The organism is Bradyrhizobium sp. HKCCYLS3013, assembly GCF_051167615.1.
Lineage (GTDB): Bacteria > Pseudomonadota > Alphaproteobacteria > Rhizobiales > Xanthobacteraceae > Bradyrhizobium.
In genome coordinates this window covers 97,722-111,139 of sequence record NZ_JBNPTK010000011.1, presented here as the reverse complement: position 1 = coordinate 111,139, position 13,418 = coordinate 97,722, and the positions used below count along the sequence as shown (strand labels likewise).

The window sequence follows — 13,418 nt, the reverse complement described above, 5'->3', positions numbered from 1 at the left end:
TGCGCCGGGCGATGCAGGCAATGCGAACTAATTAGTCGACCGACCCGGCTCATGGCGAAGCCATGCCTTCCAAATACCGATCCGCCGTACGAAATGGTTGAACGACGCGATCAGAAGCATCCTGGCGACGTACTCGGACGCGAGAAGATCGTGAGCCAGCAAAAAGGCCTGCCATCTGACGATGACAGGCCACAATCGAAAATATGATCGCCGGTGATCAGGCGGCAGCAGCAGCCGCATTGCCCACCGCGGCCACGATCTCGTCGACGACCTCCTCGACCAGGTCGCGGTCGTCGCCCTCACCCATCACGCGGATCACCGGCTCGGTGCCGGAGGAGCGCACGAGCAGTCGGCCATGGCCGTTGAGGCGCTTCTGTCCGGTATCGATCGCCGACTTCACCTCGTCCGCGTCGAGCGGCTTGCCGCTGCGATAGCGCACATTCTTGAGGATCTGCGGCAGCGGATCGAAGCGGTGGCAGACCTCGGACACCGGACGGCGCAGCCTCTGCACCGTCGCCAGCACCTGCAGCGCGGCGACGAAGCCGTCCCCCGTGGTCGCGTAGTCCGAGAGAATGATATGGCCCGACTGCTCGCCGCCGAGATTGTAGCCGTCGGCCAGCATGCGCTCGAGAACGTAGCGGTCGCCGACCGGCGTGCGCACCAGTTCGAGCCCCTGCCCCTGCAGGAAGCGCTCGAGACCGAGATTGGACATCACGGTCGCGACGATACCGGCGCGCGCCAGGCGGCCGTCCTCCTTCCAGCTCTGCGCGATGACGGCAAGCAGCTGGTCGCCATCGACGATGTGGCCGCGCTCATCGACCAGGATCACGCGATCCGCGTCGCCGTCGAGCGCGATGCCGATGTCGGCGCGCATCTCACGCACCTTGCGGCACAGCGCCTCCGGCGAGGTCGAGCCGCATTCCTTGTTGATGTTGAAGCCGTCCGGATCGACGCCGATCGAGATCACGTCGGCGCCGAGCTCCCACAGCGCCTCGGGCACGACCTTGTAGGCCGCGCCATTGGCGCAATCGACCACGACGCGCAGGCCGTCGAGCGAGAGGTCGCGCGGCAGGGTGCGTTTGGCGAATTCGATGTAGCGATCGTGCACGCCGTCGATGCGGCGGGCGCGGCCGAGGCTCGCGCTCTGCGCCAGCTTCTTGTCGAGCGATTCATCGAGCAGTTGCTCGATCTGCCTCTCGACATCGTCGGACAGCTTGAAACCCTGCGGCCCGAACAGCTTGATGCCGTTGTCCTCGAACAGATTGTGCGAAGCCGAGATCATGACGCCGAGATCGGCGCGCATCGACTTGGTGAGCATCGCGACCGCCGGCGTCGGCATCGGGCCGACCAGCAGCACGTCCATGCCGACCGAGGTGAAGCCGGCCACCATGGCGTATTCGATCATGTACCCGGAGAGGCGCGTATCCTTGCCGATCACCACGCGGTGGCGGTGCTCGCCGCGCTGGAACAGAAGACCTGCGGCCTGCCCCACCTTGAGCGCGAGTTCCGGCGTGATCAGGCCGTTGGCGCGGCCACGAATCCCATCGGTCCCGAAATAGTTACGGCTCATATGACCCCCAGCAACGGCTTCTGGATTTCGTTACCGGCGGGTGCGAATCACGGGAGCCGCCCTGCCGGTCAGCCCGCGGGTTATAGTCGCCTTAAGGCTAAGATGGCTTCAAAAAATATGATGAATCATTACCACGAAACCGCCATAGCCTCTGTAAGCCGTTGTTAAGGCTAATTTTTCATTCGACCTGACGGCTCCGGAGGGCTCGCCCGCCGGAGCCCGCCGCAGCCGGAATGTGCTCGCTCCGGCAGCCCCGACGTCGTGTTGCGTGACGCGCGCAGTTTGCCCTGCCTTGCCCAGACGCCGTTGCGGTTCCCAAGTTGGATTTGGCAGGCGCCGCAAAGATGCTAGATGACTGCCCCAGCCTTAAGAAACGAGACGCCGGTGGGGAGCCGAAGACCGCGATGAAACACGTCACCTGCATTGAAGACCTGCGCCTGCTGCACAAGCGCCGCGTGCCCAAAGCCTTCTTCGACTACGCCGATCGCGGCTCCTATGCCGAGGAGACGCTGCGCGCCAACCGCGACGATCTGCAGAAGATCAAATTCCGCCAGCGCATCCTGGTCGACGTGTCCAAGCGCGATCTGTCGACGACGATCCTCGGCGAGCCCGCGTCGATGCCGCTGATCCTGGCGCCGGTCGGCCTCCTGGGCATGCAGCATGGCGACGGCGAGATTCACGCCTGCCGCGCGGCGCAGGCCGCCGGCATCCCGTTCACGCAGAGCACGATGTCGATCTGCTCGATCGAGGACATCGCTGCTAGCGTCGAGAAGCCGTTCTGGTTCCAGCTCTACGTCATGAAGGACCGCGGCTTCATTAAGGCCCTGGTCGAGCGCGCGATCGCCGCGAAGTGCAGCGCACTATGCCTGACCGTCGACCTGCAGGTGATCGGCCAACGTCACCAGGACATCAAGAACGGCATGAGCGTGCCGCCGGAATGGACGCTGTCGAAGCTGTTCGATTTCGCGATCAGGCCGGCCTGGGTGCAGGGCGTGCTGCAGGGCAAGCGCCGGACGTTCGGCAACATCGCCGGCCACGTAAAGAACACCGAGGATCTCACCAAGCTCTCGGCCTGGACCGCGGCGCAGTTCGACACCTCGCTGAACTGGAAGGACGTCGACTGGATCCGCTCGATCTGGCCAGGCAAGCTGATCATCAAGGGCATCCACGACATCGAAGACGCCAAGCTCGCGGTCGAGACCGGCGCGCAGGCGATGGTCGTCTCCAACCACGGCGGCCGCCAGCTCGACGGCGCGCCGTCCTCGATCCACGTGCTGCCCGGCATTGCGGAAGCAGTCGGCGACAAGATCGAGATCATGTTCGATGGCGGCATCCGCTCCGGCCAGGACGTGATGCGCGCGCTCGCGCTCGGTGCCAAGTCCTGCATGCTCGGCCGTGCCTATGCCTACGGCCTCGGTGCCGGCGGCCAGGCCGGCGTCGCCAAGGCCATCGACATCATCCGCAACGAGCTCTTGACGACGATGGGCCTGTGCGGCGTTAACACGGTGGCCGAGATCGACCGCAAGGTGCTGGCGGATTAGGCGGAGTTGGGTCGAGGGTCTAAGGGGAGAGGGAGCGCACCGTGCTCGCGGCGCCGCCTACATCGGCGGCGTCAGCCCGTCGCGGCCGACGCTGACGCGGCTGGTCTCGAGCGAACCATCAGGCAACGGCTTGACGATCGCAATCACCTTGGCGCCGGCTTTCAGCTCGGTCTTGTCGCCCGGCACGAAGGTGACGATCGGCGTGTCCGGCGCGATGTCGACGCGCTTCTCGCCGCCCTTGTACTTGACCAGCAACGTATGACCGTCGGTCGAGACCGAGCTTTCGGATACGGTGGCGTTGGTCATGCTCGAGTTCGGCTTCAGGTCCCACGACCGCGAGCCTTCGCCCGTGCCGCGCATGTCCTCGGGAAAAATGTGGATCTCGACCGCCTTCGGCGCGCCGTCCGGACCGGGCACCGTGGTGGCGCCGATGAACGAGCCCAGCTTGATGTCGGAAAGCTGCGCCTTGACGACACCCGAGACGCGCAGATCACCGGCCATGCGGAGCTTGAAGATCTCGCCGCTGCGGGCTTTCACCGTCATGGTATCGGCGTCGACGCTTTCGATGGCGCCGCGCACGCGCGTCGGCACTGGCGCCTGCTGCGCGATGGCGGTCAGCGACGCCGCCGCAACCATTGCGAGCGCGGCGACCGGACGGATCAGAACGAGACGGGCAGACATGCTGAAAACTCCGAGGGCTCGAGAGACGCGTTCCGCGCTCGTATCGGAGACGCGGGCATCTGACGAGTGAAACGCCGGAGAGGGCCGCTCATTCCACACTCAAGCCCTTGTGAGATCAGCCTCGACCAACGCGCGCAGTTCGGGCGTGACCTGGGGGCGGCGGTGGAACCACAATTCGAAGCCGCGCACCGCCTGGTGCAGCAGCATGCCGAGCCCATCGGCGGTGCGCAGGCCCCGCGATCGCGCGGCGCCGAGCAATCGCGTCTCCAGTGGCACGTAGACGAGGTCGGCGACCACGGCGTGCGGCGACAGCAGATCGACGTCGAGCTCGAGCGGCGGCTGGCCGTGCATGCCGAGCGAGGTGGTGTTCACGAACAGGCCCGCGCGCGGCAGCAGCGCGCCGACGCGATCCCAGCCTTCGGCAACGACCCGGTCGCCGAACTGATCGGCCAGCGCCTGCGCGCGCGCAGCGGTGCGGTTGACCACATGGACGCGGCCGATGCCGCGCTCGAGCAGACCGAACACGACGGCCCGCGCCGAGCCGCCAGAGCCGAGCACCAGCGCCTCGTCGGTGCGGTCCCAGCCCGGGGCGGCGGCATCCAGGTTGCCAATAAAGCCTTCGACGTCGGTGTTGGTGGCCCGCAGGATGCGGTCCTCGTACCACAACGTATTCGCGGCGCCGACGGCACGGGCGCGCGCGTCCGGCTCGGTCAGCTCCAGCACGCGCTCCTTGTGCGGAATGGTGACATTGGCGCCGACGAAGCCGCGGCGGTCGAGATGCGTGACGAAATCCGCAAGCTCTTCCGGCGGCACCGCCTCGATGGTGTAGCCGCCGGCAATGCCGAGCTCGTGCAGCCAATGATGATGGATCAGGGGCGAGCGCGAATGCGCGGCAGGCCAGCCGATCAGGCACGCGGCGCGGGGTTTGGCGGCGACGGTCATGGCCGTGACATCGGACAAGCTCCGGCCGGAGTCAATGCTGCGGGCCGGTCGAACCGGCCGCGACGACGAAGCCGGCCGTCGGTGCGCCTCGGTGGAGACCGGCGCGCGAGGCCGGACTCAGCTCGCCGCCAGCCCGTCGGAGATGTCCTCCTGCGGCGTCTCCTTGCCCTTGATGTCGGCGACCGCGCGCTCGATGGTCTCGCGGAAGCGCACCAGCGGCGGCCGCACGCCGTGGGTCAGCAGCGCCCGGCGCACGGTCGGTGATGCGCCGGTGATGAACAGGCGGATGCCCTGGCGCCTGGCCTTGGCGGCGACGCGGCTCATGGCGTTGGCGGCTGTCGAATCCAGGAACGGCACCGCTGCGAAGTCGACCACGAAGGCCTTGCGGCGGTCCGCGATCGAGTCGAGCACGGTGCCGACGGTCGAGGCGGCGCCGAAGAAGAACGCGCCGGTGATGCGATAGACCAGCACGTCCTTGTCGGCGCTGAGCTTCGGATTGTACGGCACCCGCGCCTCATCCTCGAAGTCGGCGCGGTCCTTTGCGGCCAGAGGCGACCCGCCCTCGACGCCGGTCATCTGCGCCATGCGGTTGATGAACAGCACGGCGCCGAGCGCGAAGCCGACCAGGATGCCCTCGGTGAGATCGCGGAAGATCGTCAGCCCGAAGGTTGCGAGCAGCACCGTGGCATCGCCCCAGGACGATCGGATCAGGGTGGCGAACTCGTGCTTCTCGGCCATGTTCCAGGCGACAACGACGAGCACCGCGGCAAGCGCCGACAGCGGGATGTAGCTCGCCAGCGGCGCTGCGATCAGCATGAACACCAAAAGAAACAGCGAATGCAGCATGCCCGACACCGGCCCGCGCGCGCCGGCGCGGACGTTGGTCGCGGTGCGCGCGATGGTTCCGGTGACGCAGATGCCGCCGAACAAGGCCGAGCCGATATTGGCAAAGCCCTGCGCCACCAGCTCGCAGTTGGAGCGATGGCGGCGGCCGGTCATGCCGTCGGCGACCACGGCCGAGAGCAGCGACTCGATCGCCCCGAGCAGCGTGAAGGCAATCGCATCGGGAAACACCGCCTGGATCTTGGCAAGCGAAAACGCCGGCAGCGCCGGTGCCGGCAGCTCGCGCGGGATGCCGCCGAAGCGGGTGCCAATGGTCTCGACGGGAAGCTGCAACGCGTAGGTGATGATGGCGGCGACCACGACCGCGATCAGGATGCCGGGCCAGGTCGGCCGCAGATGCTTGAGGCCGACGATGATCGCGATCGACAGCGCGGCCGTCGCGACCGCAGGCATGGTCGCGGTCGGCGCGCCATGCGCGAGCGCCGCGAGCTTCGGAATCAGCTCGCCCGGCTCCTTGCCCGCAAGCGTGATACCGAACAGATCCTTCAGCTGGCTGGCAAAGATGATGACGGCGATGCCCGCGGTGAAGCCGACCGTGACCGGATAGGGAATGAACTTGATGTAGGTGCCGAGCCGCAGATATCCGGCGATCACCAGCATTACGCCGGACATCATCGCCGCGATCAGCAGGCCATCGAGACCCTGGCGATCGACCGTCGCAGCGACCAGCACGATGAAGGCACCCGCGGGACCGCCGATCTGAAAGCGGCTGCCGCCGAGCAGCGAAACCAGGAAGCCGCCGACCACGGCGGTGTAGAGGCCGCGCCCCGGCGAGACACCGGAGGCGATCGCGATCGCCATCGACAGCGGCAGCGCCACGATCGCTACCGTCAGGCCCGCCAGCGCGTCGGCACGAAAGTCGCTGAGGCCGTAGCCCTCGCGCAAGACCGTCAGGAGCTTGGGGGAATAAAGCTCGGCGAAGGTCGGCTCATGATGTCCGACCCGCCCGTGCGAACGGTGTTCGTTTGCGATGCTCATGCCGACCACGCTCCCGTCGCCTCATCGGACCGCGGCGCAGCCGACGATGCGTCCCACACGAAGCGCTCAGGAGCCCCGTGGCGCGCGATGAGCCTAGCTCGCGTCATCGCGCACAATGTCAGTTTGACGGCCCATGCGGCGAGGCGGCCCCGGGTCCTTCAGGCGAACACCACGCCCGCCATTCTCACTGCGGGAATGCTCACCGATCAGATCCACGCCCGCACGATTGAGCGCATCGACGACCTTGGTCAGCGAGTCCACCACGCCGCGGACGTTGCCCGTGGAGGCTTCCATCCGCTGGATCGTCGGCAGCGACACGCCGGCCAGCTCGGCCAAGGTTCTCTGATCTATCCCGAGCAGCGCTCGCGCTGCCCGCATCTGGAACGACGTGATCACAATGGCCTCACGTGGGAGACACCATAAATGATGTCTGAAACAAAGACAATGATGTAAAATACATCATAAATCGATTTCGGGCGCAAGCTGGAACCCGACCTTCGCCGTTGTTCCCTGCGCGCGAGCGGAGGCCGTGACGCAATCCGGCCCGCCATCCTGAGAGAGGATGACGGGCCGGTGCTGTTCGGCGCGGTGCGTTCCGCTCAGGCGGCGTCGCGGTGGGACGCGATGATGTGATCGGCGGCGCGGCCGGTCACCTCGGCCATATGGTCGAACTGGCGGGTGAAGCTGCCGGCGCCGGCGGTGGCCGAGCGCAGTTCGACGATCAACTCGCCGATCTCCGCCTCCGGCATCATCGCCCGCACGCAGTCCCAGCCCGGCCAGCCGTCACGGGTATCGAAGGACAGGATCTGGCCGCGCCGCGCCGACAGGATCGCGTTGATCCTGGCGGTCGCTTCCGTCGGGCAGACGATCTCGACGGTATGGATCGGCTCCAGCAGCACCGGCGCGCATTGCGGCAGGCCTTCGCTGACGCCGGCCCGCGCCGCGGTGCGGAACGCGAGGTCGGACGAATCGACGCTGTGATAGGAGCCGTCGGTGAGCGTCACCTCGACGTCGATCACCGGAAAGCCCAGGGGGCCGCGGGCCATTGCGTCGACGACACCCTCCTCCACCGCCGGGATGTAGTTGCGCGGCACCGCGCCGCCGACCACCTTCTCGGCGAAGCGGAAGCCTACGCCGCGCGGCAGCGGCTTGATGTCGAGCACGACGTCGCCGAACTGGCCGTGCCCGCCGGACTGCTTCTTGTGGCGGCCGCGCTGCGTGATCGGCTTGCGGATGGTCTCCTGATAGCCGATCGCGGGCTGGTGCGATTTGACGTTGACGCCGAAACGGTCGCGCAGCCGCTCCAGCGCGACGCGCAGATGCATCTCGCCCTGCCCCCACAGCACGGTGTCGTGGGTGCGCGGGTTCTGCACCATGGTCAGCGACGGATCCTCCTCATGCAGCCGCTGCAAGGCCTGGCCGAGCTTGACGTCGTCCTTGCGGTCCACGGCGGCGATCGAGAGCGCCAGCACCGGCGGGCACGCCTCCACCTTTGCCAGCGGCGGTGGCGCCGTCTTGCCGGTCGCAACCGTATCGCCGGTCTTGACCGCATCGAGCTTGCCGAGCGCCACCGTGTCCCCGGCCTCGGCGCCCGCGCGCTTGCTGTCATAGGCGCCGGTGGCAGCCAGGATGCCGGACACGCGCGCCGCCTCGCCCGAGGCGGCATGCAGCGTCGCGCCGTCGTCGAGATGGCCGGACAGCACCCGCGTCAATGACAGCTTGCCGCCATGCTGCAGATGCAGCGTCTTGAAGACATAGCCGAGCGCCTCCTTGGTGTCCTTCACACCGAGCCGCCGCGCGGTCTCGGCGATTCCGGGCGCCTCGTGGCGCAGCGCCTTCATCAGCCGCAGCACGCCGTTCTCGCGCAACGCCGAGCCCAGCAGCACCGGGCAGATCAGTCCCTCGCGCAATTCGCGCGCGAGATCATCGAACACGGCGTCGCGCGGCGGCGGGATGTCCTCCAGCAGCTGCTCCATCAGCGAATCGTCGTGATCGGCGAGCTTCTCCAGCATCGAGAAGCGCGCCTCCTTCTCACGGTCGAGATCGCCGCCTTCGAGCGCGATCACCTCGCTGGCCTTGTGCTCGCGATAGATGAAGGCGCGCTCCAATGCGAGGTCGACGAAGCCCTCGATCAGCTCGCCGTTCCAGATCGGGATCTGGCGCAGCACCAGCGGCACGCGCGAGGCCGGCTGCAAGGTCGCGAGCGTCTCCCTGATGCGCGCATTGGCGCGGTCGATCTTGTTGAGGAACAGGAAACGCGGGATGCGCAGCTCCTCGAGCTCGCGCAGGATGATCTGCAATTGCGGCAGCTTCTTCTCATCGGCCTCGCAGACCACGATCGCGGCATCGACCGCCGGCAGCGCGGCGCGCATGTCGTGGATGAACTCGATCGAGCCGGGACAGTCGAGGAAGGTGTAGCTGTCGCCCATGAAGGTCGTCGTCGCCGCCGTCATGGCGACGCTCATCTTGTGCTGGCGCGCCTCCGGGCTGGCATCGCCGACGGATGTGCCGGCGTCGACGCTGCCCGCGCGCGCGATCGCGCCCGTCCGCGCCAGGATCGCCTCCAAGAGAGTGGTTTTACCGCTTTGGAAAGGGCCCACCAGCGCGATGCACCGTGGACCTCGGGGACTTCTCAGGTCTTGTCCCATTCGCCGCCTCCTCGTTGTGGAGCTCGGCCCTTGATTGGGTCGGCAAAGCCGAATGCTCTGCCTCGGCTGCCGCTTTGGCAAGCAGGCGGCCTGCGAAAAACGTTGCTGCAGTGCGGGGGATCCCACCGTCTTCCCGCACGATGGCGGGAAGAGCGCTGTTCACGGCAAAGGGAAGATCACCGACCCGGGCGCAATTCGAGGCTTTGCAGCCCCGCCGCGACGCTGATGCCGACCTGGCCCTGGACGCTGAGCGGCTGCAGCGCGATCGAGTTGGCGGAGCCGCCGACCAGCACGTTGCCGCCGACACCGACGCCGACCGCGGCCGAACCCTGCGCACCGGCATAATCGCCGGAGAGATCGCCCGGCCCGAGCCGCGCGACCGGCGCATAGACCACCCAGGCCAGCAGCGATTCCTGGGTGATGCCGAGATCGAGGCCGACCTTGCGGATGGTCGCGACGTAACGATCCTCCGGCAGCCCGTCGGCGCGCAGCACGCAGCCGAGATGGGTGACCGAGCCGACGATGAAGCCGACGCTGGCGCCGCCGCGGCATTCGAGGACGCCGACCCGCACGCGATCTTGCGCCTGGGCAGCGCCGCCGATGCAGAGGACGGCCGCAGCGGTGAGCCCGGCGAGGATGGTCGAGCGCATGAATAAAACTCCGGCTGAAATGAACATGTGATGCGGCGCTCGGTGATCGGGACTGATGATCACGAGCCATCACATCTATGCCACAAGGCTTACAGCCGCACCAGAAGCGGCGCGCCGTTCATCTGGCTGAACGACTCACGGCCTCGACCAGCGCAGCGCGGCTGCGAGGCATTGTCGCCGTGCTCAGCGATAGTAGCGCGAGAAGTAGGACGAGGGCTGGCTCGGGCTCGGATGGATCGGCAGCAGCGGCACCAGCTCGACCTCGGTGATTCCCGCGGCGAGGTTCATGCCGGTCTGCCCCTGCAGGCTGATCGGCTGCAGTTGGGTGGCGCGATCGGTGTCGCGCACCAGGAAGCTGCCGCCGAAGCCGACCAGCGCGGCGGCGTTGGCCGACAATCCGCCATAGCGCCCGCGCAGCTCGCTGCGGCCGAAATCGTTGACCGGCGCGTACACCGCCCACGCCATCCGGGTCTGATCCGTCAGTCCGAGATCGAGACCGTAGCGGCGGACCTTGGCGACATAACGCTCCGGCGCGCGGCCCTGGCTGCGGAAGACGCAGCGCAGACGGGCCTGTGACATCACGAGCTTGCCGGCCGTCCGGCGGCCCTCGCACTCCAGAACCCCCGCACGCATCGGGCGGCCCTGATGGGCCTGCGCGAGCGGCACGAGCATCACCATCGCCACGATCGACAGCACAAGCAGCCGCATCGAACTCCAACCTTACGCCACGCAACTTGATCCCGGACAAAAGAAAGGCGCCATGTTCAAAACATGGCGCCTTTCTGTGCGGAAATTGACCTTTAGAGATTCAAAGGTCGCTGTTGCCCGATTACCTCAAATTGCCGCAGAAGCGCTGGATGCGCTTGCAGGCGTCCTCGAGGTCGGAGGTCTTGGTCGCGTAGGAGATGCGGAATGCCGGGCCGAGGCCGAATGCCGAGCCGTGCACGACAGCGACGCCCTCGGTCTCCAGCAGCTCGGTGACGAAGGCCTCGTCATTGTCGATCACCTTGCCCGACGGCGCGGTCTTGCCGATCGTGCCGACGCAGGACGGATAGACGTAGAACGCGCCCTCGGGGCGCGGGCATTCGATGCCGCTGGCCTGGTTCAGCATCGACACCACGAGGTCGCGGCGCTCCTTGAACACCTTGTTGTTGGCCGGGATGAAGTCCTGCGGACCATTCAAGGCTTCGACGGCAGCCCATTGCGCGATCGAGCACGGGTTGGAGGTCGACTGCGACTGGATCGTCGCCATCGCCTTGATCAGGTGCGCCGGGCCGCCGGCATAGCCGATGCGCCAGCCGGTCATGCAATAGGCCTTGGAGACGCCGTTCACGGTCAGCGTGCGGTCGTACAGCGACGGTTCGACCTGTGCCGGCGTGGTGAACACGAAGTCGTCATAGACCAGATGCTCATACATGTCGTCGGTCATGATCCAGACATGCGGATGCTTGACCAGCACCTCGGTGAGCGCCTTCAGCTCGGCCTTGGTGTAGGCCGCGCCCGTCGGGTTCGACGGCGAGCACAGGATCAGCCATTTGGTCTTCGGCGTGATCGCCTTCTCCAGCGCCTCCGGCTGCAGCTTGAAGCCATGCGCGGCTGTGCAGACCACCGGCACCGGCTCGCCGCCGGCGAGCGCCACCATCTCGGGATAGCTGACCCAGTACGGCGCCGGGATGATCACCTGGTCGCCGGGATTGATGGTCGCCATCAGCGCATTGTACAGCACCTGCTTGCCGCCGACGCCGACGATCACCTGGTTCGGCTTGTAGGTCAGGCCGTTCTCGCGCTGGAACTTGCCGATGATGGCTTCCTTCAGCTCGGGGATGCCGTCGACCGCGGTATACTTGGTTTTGCCGTCCTGGATCGCCTTGATCGCGGCCTGCTTGATGTTGTCGGGCGTGTCGAAATCCGGCTCGCCGGCGCCCAGCCCGATGACGTTGCGCCCCGCCGCTTTGAGGACGCGCGCTTTGTCCGTGACCGCGATGGTCGCGGACGGCTTCACACGGTCGAGCGCAGCGGCGAGAAAGGACATCATCAGCTCCTATGCAGGCGTCGTGGATCACCCTTTTCGGGCCACGACCAGTCATGTCAGGGAAACGCCTGCTTTTAAGGCCCCGGGCGCTGCATCGCAAGAAGCTTGGGCACATGGCTCCCAAGACTTTAGGGAACGTTAAAGCGGCCCCGCTAGCGTAGACCCCACGATTGTCCAGAGTTTCAGGCCGAAATGACCAATATCGGGTACGCCCTGCGATCCGGCGACTGGCTGACGGCCACGCGGATCAAGTCCTACAGTTGGATTCTGCTCGCGGTCACGATCGCGGCCATCGCCGGCTGGATCGCGCTGGCCGATGGCCTGATCGACCGCAACGGCAAGCCGATCGGCACCGACTTCTCCAACGTCTATGCGGCAGGCGTGCTGACCCTTCAGGACAAGGCGGCCGACGCCTATGATCCGCCGCTGCAGCATGCGATGGAAAAGGCGGTGTTCGACGGCCGCGACGTGCCGTTCTTCGGCTGGCACTACCCGCCCTTCTTCTTCGCGATCGCCGCCATCACCGCCCTGCTGCCCTATGCCGGCGGGCTCGCGCTCTGGGTCGTGTCGAGCCTGCTCGCGTACCTCGCGGTCATGCGCGCGATCCTGCCGCGTTCCGAGACCCTGCTGGTCGCAACCGCGTTTCCCGCCGTGTTCGTCAACATCGGTCACGGCCAGAACGCATTCTTCACCGCGGCGCTGCTCGGCGGCGCGCTGCTGTCGATGGAGCGCGGCCGGCCGTGGACGGCCGGCATCCTGATCGGCCTGCTCGCCTACAAGCCGCAATTCGGCGTGCTCATTCCCGTGGCGCTGCTCGCAGGCGCGCGCTGGCCGACGGTTGCTGCGGCAACCGCCACGGTGGCCGCGCTGGTCGCGATCAGTTTCGCCGCGCTCGGCAACGACGTCTGGCACGCCTTCTTCCAGTCGATGACCTTCACACAGAGCGTCGTGCTCGAGCAAGGCGGCACCGGCTGGGAGAAGATCCAGTCGGTGTTCTCGGCCGCGCGTCATTGGGGCGCCGATATCAGATCCGCCTATGCGCTGCAGAGCCTGCTGGCGCTGTCGCTCGCGGCCGGACTTGCCTGGCTGTGGCAGAGCGAGGCGGCGTTCGATCTCAAGGCATCGGCACTGGCGAGCGCGAGCCTGCTGGCGACGCCCTATGTGCTCGACTACGACCTCGTCGTCGTTGCGGTCGCGATCATCTTCTTCGTCCGGCACGGCCTCGCGAACGGCTTTCGCGACTACGAGCTCAGCGTGCTCGCGGCCGCCTGGATCGTGCCGCTGCTCTCGCGCAGCGTCGCCGGGCTGACGACGATACCGCTGGGCCTCATCGTTCTGATGACCCTGTTCGCGCTGACCTTGCGCCGCGCACTCACCGATCGCGCGGTCGAGATCGGTGGAAAGGCGCGCATCGCGCAGGCGTGATCTCGATTGTTTGAACCTATTGGAAAGTTGTTATTCGAGAGTGCAGTG

11 protein-coding genes are annotated in these 13,418 nt (G+C 66.7%); 2 read left to right on the top strand and 9 right to left on the bottom strand.

The features are described from left to right. Window positions 1-217 precede the first annotated feature (217 nt). Entirely contained in the window at window positions 218-1,570 is a 1,353-nt protein-coding gene (glmM, locus tag ACQR1F_RS20365) for a phosphoglucosamine mutase (RefSeq protein ID WP_315803317.1), read from the bottom strand. A gap of 404 nt (window positions 1,571-1,974) precedes the next feature. Here glmM and ACQR1F_RS20360 point away from each other — a divergent pair, with 404 nt between their 5' ends. Then, window positions 1,975-3,111 carry an alpha-hydroxy acid oxidase gene (locus ACQR1F_RS20360; protein ID WP_316237586.1) on the top strand — a complete coding sequence of 379 codons (1,137 nt, stop codon included), beginning with the start codon at window positions 1,975-1,977 and terminating at the stop codon, window positions 3,109-3,111. A gap of 57 nt (window positions 3,112-3,168) precedes the next feature. Here ACQR1F_RS20360 and ACQR1F_RS20355 read toward each other — a convergent pair whose 3' ends face one another. From ACQR1F_RS20355 to ACQR1F_RS20320, 8 genes are all read right to left on the bottom strand, one after another. Further along, the gene (locus ACQR1F_RS20355) at window positions 3,169-3,747 is read right to left on the bottom strand and encodes a hypothetical protein (RefSeq protein ID WP_316237658.1); all 579 of its coding nucleotides are present in this window, start codon (window positions 3,745-3,747) and stop codon (window positions 3,169-3,171) included. 144 nt (window positions 3,748-3,891) lie between these two features. Then, the gene (locus tag ACQR1F_RS20350; protein ID WP_316177613.1) at window positions 3,892-4,734 is read right to left on the bottom strand and encodes a shikimate dehydrogenase; all 843 of its coding nucleotides are present in this window, start codon (window positions 4,732-4,734) and stop codon (window positions 3,892-3,894) included. A gap of 117 nt (window positions 4,735-4,851) precedes the next feature. After that, on the bottom strand, window positions 4,852-6,615 hold the full coding sequence (locus ACQR1F_RS20345; RefSeq protein WP_316177611.1) for a SulP family inorganic anion transporter: 1,764 nt from the start codon (window positions 6,613-6,615) through the stop codon (window positions 4,852-4,854). A gap of 93 nt (window positions 6,616-6,708) precedes the next feature. After that, on the bottom strand, window positions 6,709-7,011 hold the full coding sequence (locus ACQR1F_RS20340) for a helix-turn-helix domain-containing protein (RefSeq protein ID WP_315757334.1): 303 nt from the start codon (window positions 7,009-7,011) through the stop codon (window positions 6,709-6,711). Window positions 7,012-7,214: 203 nt separating this feature from the next. Further along, window positions 7,215-9,263, bottom strand: coding sequence for an elongation factor G (locus ACQR1F_RS20335; RefSeq protein WP_434913725.1), 2,049 nt, complete (start codon window positions 9,261-9,263; stop codon window positions 7,215-7,217). Window positions 9,264-9,439: 176 nt separating this feature from the next. Beyond that, window positions 9,440-9,913 carry a DUF992 domain-containing protein gene (locus ACQR1F_RS20330; protein ID WP_315803312.1) on the bottom strand — a complete coding sequence of 158 codons (474 nt, stop codon included), beginning with the start codon at window positions 9,911-9,913 and terminating at the stop codon, window positions 9,440-9,442. 183 nt (window positions 9,914-10,096) lie between these two features. After that, complete coding sequence (locus ACQR1F_RS20325) at window positions 10,097-10,621, bottom strand: DUF992 domain-containing protein (RefSeq protein WP_315803311.1); 525 nt, start codon at window positions 10,619-10,621, stop codon at window positions 10,097-10,099. A 121-nt stretch (window positions 10,622-10,742) separates the two neighbouring features. Beyond that, the gene (locus ACQR1F_RS20320; protein ID WP_434913724.1) at window positions 10,743-11,945 is read right to left on the bottom strand and encodes a pyridoxal phosphate-dependent aminotransferase; all 1,203 of its coding nucleotides are present in this window, start codon (window positions 11,943-11,945) and stop codon (window positions 10,743-10,745) included. A gap of 192 nt (window positions 11,946-12,137) precedes the next feature. On the opposite strand from ACQR1F_RS20320, the gene ACQR1F_RS20315 reads away from it, so the two are divergent. After that, window positions 12,138-13,370: a glycosyltransferase family 87 protein gene (locus tag ACQR1F_RS20315; protein WP_434913723.1), complete on the top strand. Its 1,233-nt coding sequence runs from the start codon at window positions 12,138-12,140 to the stop codon at window positions 13,368-13,370. Window positions 13,371-13,418: the final 48 nt, after the last annotated feature.